The organism is Okeania sp. KiyG1 (assembly GCF_014132355.1).
Classification (GTDB): Bacteria; Cyanobacteriota; Cyanobacteriia; order Cyanobacteriales; family Microcoleaceae; genus Okeania.
Genome location: NZ_BLZO01000005.1, coordinates 43,778 through 49,777, shown reverse-complemented (window position 1 = coordinate 49,777; position 6,000 = coordinate 43,778). Strand labels below are relative to the sequence as shown.

Below are 6,000 nucleotides of genomic sequence, written 5' to 3'. Positions count from 1 at the left end.
TATAAAACTATTCAACAAAAGTTTTTTATTAGCTTCTATATTTCTTTACTACTTGCGCTTTTGCTCATTGATGAATTACATCTTCACATTTCAAACCTTGTAGGAAGTTCCATGGAACGTCCCTACTGTGGTCTGCCCAAATGAAACCGCTGTAAACTGTCCCTGGTTAACGAAGTCAGAAGTCAGAATTCAGTAGGGCGTTAACGATAGTTATGCGAAGCAAATGGCCATTTGCTGACGCAAGCTGCCGAATGGCGCCCGTACAGAAGTTAACCCATCCCTCGCCCCCTCCCCAACCCACTCCCGCCCCTCCCAGGAGGGGAGCCAGGAGGGGAAGTAGGGGATTTGAGCTTCTCTCCAAAATATTGCCTTAAAAGGCGGGGTTGCGCGACCCTTATGATTTTGATAATTAGTGGAGCAGAAAAAATTTCTCCTTCTATTTTGACTTTTGACTTTTGACTTTTGACTTTTATTTTTTTGACTTTTGACAAAAATAGTAACAAGTTCTATACCTTCATCCATATAGGTTCCTTTATACAACAAGCTGTGAACAAAAACTTAAATTTAATGCCATGGCTGACTCGATCAATGGCAGGGATCGTAATGAACCTACAAAAAAATTATCAAATTACCATTTTGCTGTATGATGATGGTCAAGATTAATTTTCTTTTAAGCTCTCCTTTCTAAAATTCAGATCGCTGCTGAAAAAGTTAGGATTTGAGATGAAGGTACGGCAGAGTTTAAGGCTGAAATCAATATCTGAACTACCAAAAGGACCCAGTGGGGCAGCACAGGACTGGCTAAATTAAATAGCAGTCAGCACTCAGAGGTCAGCGGTCAGCATTAGGACTTTTTTTACGCCCTAGTCGTGGATTTAAACCCCGACTCAACCATCCGGCGCATTAGTTGCCGGGGCATAAACCCAAGGTCAAAAAGCTGATAGTTGAAATGCTGATAGTTGATAGCTAGTTAACACTAAAACTGGATTAATTCAGTTTGTAAAACTGTCAAAAACTTTAATTATACATAATTATTGCTGTTGTTAGGAGGTAAAAAGTGATTAGAGTTGGTATAAATGGTTTTGGACGAATTGGACGAAATTTTTTACGTTGCTGGCTAACTCGTACAGATAGCCAACTTGATGTTGTTGCTATCAATGATACTTCTGACCCTAAAACCAATGCTCACCTACTAAGGTACGATTCAATGTTGGGTACATTAAAGGGTGTAGATATTAGTACGGATGAAAATTCCATCACAGTTAATGGTAAAACAATTAAGTGTGTATCTGACCGTAATCCTTTAAATTTACCATGGGCAGACTGGAATGTCGATCTAATTATTGAGGCTACAGGTGTATTTGTGACTGAGGAAGGAGCCTCAAAGCATTTACAAGCTGGAGCAAAAAAGGTTTTAATTACTGCTCCTGGTAAAGGTGGAAAAGTTGGTACTTTCGTGGTAGGTGTTAACCATCAAGATTATGAGCATGATGATTACGATATTGTCAGTAATGCTAGTTGTACAACCAACTGTCTAGCTCCAGTGGTCAAAGTGATAAATGACAACTTTGGCATTATTAAAGGTACAATGACTACAACTCATAGTTACACTGGCGACCAACGTATTTTGGATGCTAGTCACAGAGATGTACGGCGGGCCAGAGCAGCGGCTGTAAATATTGTACCAACTTCCACAGGTGCAGCTAAAGCAGTGGCTCTGGTAATTCCAGAAATGAAAGGTAAGTTAAATGGTATTGCTATGCGGGTACCTACTCCTAATGTTTCTGTTGTAGACCTTGTAGCTCAAGTTGAGAAAAATACTTTTACTGAACAAGTTAACGAAGTTATACAAGAAGCTGCTAATGGACCAATGAAGGGTATCATTGAATACTGCGATCTACCTTTGGTTTCTAGTGATTTTCGTGGTCATGATTCATCTTCTATTGTAGATGCTAGTCTGACAATGGTTATGGATGGTGATATGGTGAAGGTTATTGCTTGGTATGATAATGAATGGGGTTATAGTCAGCGTGTTGTAGACTTGGCTGAAACTGTGGCACAGAAGTGGCCTGCTTAGTTTGTTTGAGTTTTGATTGTCTGACAATTGAGTTAAAATCCCAGATAAATAACTTTTTCAAAAATGTTGAAATGCTTGGTTAAGTGTAAGTTGCTCGTTTGGGTAAATTTCTTGGCTATCTATTAATAAGATGTCGGTGTCGTCTGTGGTTGTACCCACGATGGCTGCACCGACTCCAATTTTTTTACTAATTCTTGGCCATAAATTGGAGGCAAACACAGAACTAGCTCGAAATCTTCTCCTCCATAGAGTGCCCACTTTAATGCTTGTTCGGGTGAGACGAGTTTAGTTAAATAAGAAGGAATGGGAATTTGATGGCGATCGATCCTAGCTCCGACCTGAGATGCTTGACACATCTGAACGATCGCATCTGCTAGCCCATCACTACTGTCCATTCCTCCTACTAAGACCGAGTTCTGGTTCTTCTCTATACTATTAGAACTATTTAAAGATAAGCAATTCCATAAATTTGTTAAAATATCGAGCCTTGGTCGAGGACGTTGGTGAGCTAAAATTAAGGAAGAACGTTCTGCTTCTGTGAGAAATTTACCTAGTTCTGGATGTAGTAATAATTCTAATCCCGCTTTTGATGCTCCATGTACTCCAGTAGCAACGATCGCGTTTTGGGGTTGACAATTTGAACGAAGAATAGTTTGTGAAGGTTCAATTTGTCCGAAAGCAGTAATTGAGATAGTACGGATAGGCGATCGCACAATGTCTCCACCGACTATAGGAGTATTGTACGGTTGTAGACATTCAGAAATTCCTTGGTAAAGTTGTTCGATCCAAGCAACGGGAGTATCGCCAGTCAGACCAAGAGCGATCGTAATACCAATAGGGAATGCACCCATTGCTGCGATGTCGGATAAATTGGCAGCAGCGCTACGCCAACCGACATCTTCAGGGGAAGTGGTGCGATCGCTAAAATGTACTCCATCAACAAGTGTATCAGTTGTGACTACTAATGATTTGTTGGGTTTAATTGGCACAATAGCAGCATCATCTCCAACAACTTCTGTGGGGCAAAAACGGTGTAATACTTTTAAAAGTCCTTGTTCGCTAATATCTTTAACTGCGGTCATGGCAATTTATACTATACAAAAGTTATATTTCTGACTCAAACTGACATCTGTAATTACTTTTGAAAGTCTCAAATTTATTAATTATTAGATATTTCCATAAAATAGGGAATAGTTCAACAATTAATAATTAATAATTACCTCTCTTTGAAAACGGAATTGATTGACTAATAATGAAAAATTTTTCTTGTTTCTCCTTTAAAGGAGAGGCTTTAAACTTTAATTATTCAGTAACAGGGAACAGGGGGAAATATTAAAATATTTATAGATAAGAATTGATTTTATTTTTGATTTTTGGAGATGTATATTTGTTTTTAGATCATATTTAGATAATTACTGCTCGAAAAATACTTTTTTTAGCTACATGGAGAATATGTATTCACTAATTATCTACGATCTTACTCTTTAAATCATCAGTAATTTTTATTGGTAAATTAGTCATAATTTTCACCACTTACCAAGAAATTGTGGGTATGCGCCTCCCCTTTTAAGGGGATAAAAAAAGAATATTCCTGATGTCAAGCCTCCTTATTGCAGAGGTACTGATAACTGATAACTGAAATGACCTCCTGACCATTAAAAGGATTTACTAATCAATATCTTTAGATATTTAGGATTTAGGATGAGCGAATGATTTGTGTAACTAACTAAAAATATAGTCAAAATTGAATTATTTATCAAAATTTCAAAACATTAATTTTTGTATCAAATAATTAAGAAAAATCAATAAAGAGAATGACTATTGATAAAAACTAAAGATCAATATTAGCAAAGAAACAGTGTTGTAAGTTACATTTTTTTAGCATAAATAATAAATGATAGTTTATAGGAAAAACTAAAAGATGACTTCTTAATATTACTTTAATAACTTTCCCGGTCTAATGAAACCTAGAATAATAGTCTGTGGCTTGGGTCGTACCGGCTACAAAATATTTCGTTTATTAAGACAGCAGGGTGCAACAGTTGTAGGTATAAGCGATCGCCCACTCCGTGGAGAGGGTACAGAGATTATTGTCGGCAACTTTCGTTCAGCATCTACATTATTAGCAGCAGGCATTCAAAGCGCTCATACTCTGGTTTTAGCAGGGAAAGATGAGTCTGTTAATTTGGCCGTCTTAATGTTAGCAAGAATTCTCAATCCGAAAATTCGGATTATTAATCGTCTATTTAATACAAGTTTAGGCGATCGCCTAGACCACACTCTAACCGACCATACGACAATGAGTGTGTCAGCTTTAGCAGCTCCGGTATTTGCTTTTGCAGCTTTAGGAAATCATGCTATTGGCCAGCTACACATATATAATCAGACCTGGCCAATGCGAGAAGAATTAATCGGCCACAATCATCCTTGGAAAGGTCGTAAACTGAGTTCTTTGTGGGATGATCGCTCTCTAATGTTGATCTACTATATACCAGTGGCAAATCCAATAGATTTAGTCTCTGCAGTAGTAGAAGAGCGAGAGTTACGGGTAGGAGATCGTCTGATTATTTCTAGTAAACCAAAAGTGCGAACTCGCAGACAAAATTTAGTTTATTACTTATTCAAAGTATTTAGCAGACTCAGGCAATTTCAACGACACAGTAAATCAGCAGTAGTTCTCAACTTGGCTCTTTTAGTAACTGTGTTATTCTGCACTATTACTTATATTAGTATCAATCTGAATAACAGCTTTGTTGATTCTCTATATTTTACAGTTGGGATGATTACGGGAGCAGGGGGAAATGAAAAAATAGCCGAACAAGCACCAGGTAGTATCAAAGTATTTACTTCGATTATGATGCTTGTAGGAACGGCGATCGTTGGTATTTGTTATGCGCTGCTGAATGATTTTGTATTAGGGACTCGCTTCCAAGAGTATTGGGATGCTGCCCGCATACCACTAAAACAGCATTATATTATCTGTGGGTTTGGTGGCATTGGTTTACATATTGCCGAGCAACTGATTAATAGTGGCTATGAAGTAGTAGTGGTAGAGCGTAACCCTAGCTGTAGATTTCTCAATACTGCCAGGTCTATGAAAATTCCTGTGATTGAGGGAGATGCAAGTTTATCTACGACTCTAGAGGTTGCCAATATTGAAAAAGCTGAAGCACTTTTAGCTGTAACGGGTAATGATATTGTTAATTTAGAGATTGCTTTGAGTGCGAAAGGACTTGTTCCTAAAATGCCAGTTGTGGTGAGAAGTCAAGACCCACACTTAGCTCTAATGGTACAACAAGTTTTTGAGTTTGAGTCTGTACTTAGTCCCACAGAATTAGCTTCCCCTGCTTTTGCAGCAGCAGCTATTGGGGGTAGAATTCTTGGTAATGGAATTACGGCAGATAGTTTGTGGGTAGCGTTAGCTACCTTAATTACACCGGGGCATCCTTTTTGTGGAAAAATTATTCAACAAGCAGCTAGTAGTGCTGATTTTGTACCTTTGTATATAGAAAGCAACGGTCAAGAAATTCATGGTTGGGAATTGTTAAATGCGACCTTGAATTCTGGTGATGTTTTGTACTTAACGATGCCAGCTAATAGACTAGACCAGCTCTGGAGAAATGCACCTATACAACTAATAAGTAATGCTGCTAAATAGTTTAATTCTCCACAAAATATATTGGGAGCTTTGGAAATATGTCGTTTTTATTCTCCTGGGTTTTAACTCAGGAGTTTTAAACTTTTTATAATCAACAAGGGAGTAGTTCAACAATTAATAATTAATAATTAATAATTAATAATTAGGGCTTGCTGATTAATGATAAAAGTATTGATATATAAAGGTTTGAGCATTTTTAGGGTCGAATTGCAGTGCGCCTGTTTCAGTTGAAAACGCTCAAAAAGCTAGTATTTTGGACTGACTA

General features: G+C 37.7%; 2 protein-coding genes and 1 pseudogene. 2 read left to right on the top strand and 1 reads right to left on the bottom strand.

Annotated features, from left to right (window positions below; all coding sequences use genetic code 11):
- Positions 1–1,057: 1,057 nt before the first annotated feature.
- A complete protein-coding gene (locus SAGCYANO_RS00425; RefSeq protein WP_202218284.1) occupies positions 1,058–2,077 on the top strand; it encodes a type I glyceraldehyde-3-phosphate dehydrogenase in 1,020 nt (339 codons plus the stop codon).
- Between the two features lie 57 nt (positions 2,078–2,134).
- Here SAGCYANO_RS00425 and thiL read toward each other — a convergent pair.
- Positions 2,135–3,159: pseudogene (gene thiL, locus SAGCYANO_RS00420) on the bottom strand (thiamine-phosphate kinase).
- A gap of 878 nt (positions 3,160–4,037) precedes the next feature.
- On the opposite strand from thiL, the gene SAGCYANO_RS00415 reads away from it, so the two are divergent.
- The gene (locus SAGCYANO_RS00415; protein ID WP_202218283.1) at positions 4,038–5,735 is read left to right on the top strand and encodes a TrkA family potassium uptake protein; all 1,698 of its coding nucleotides are present in this window, start codon (positions 4,038–4,040) and stop codon (positions 5,733–5,735) included.
- The last annotated feature ends 265 nt before the right edge of the window (positions 5,736–6,000 follow it).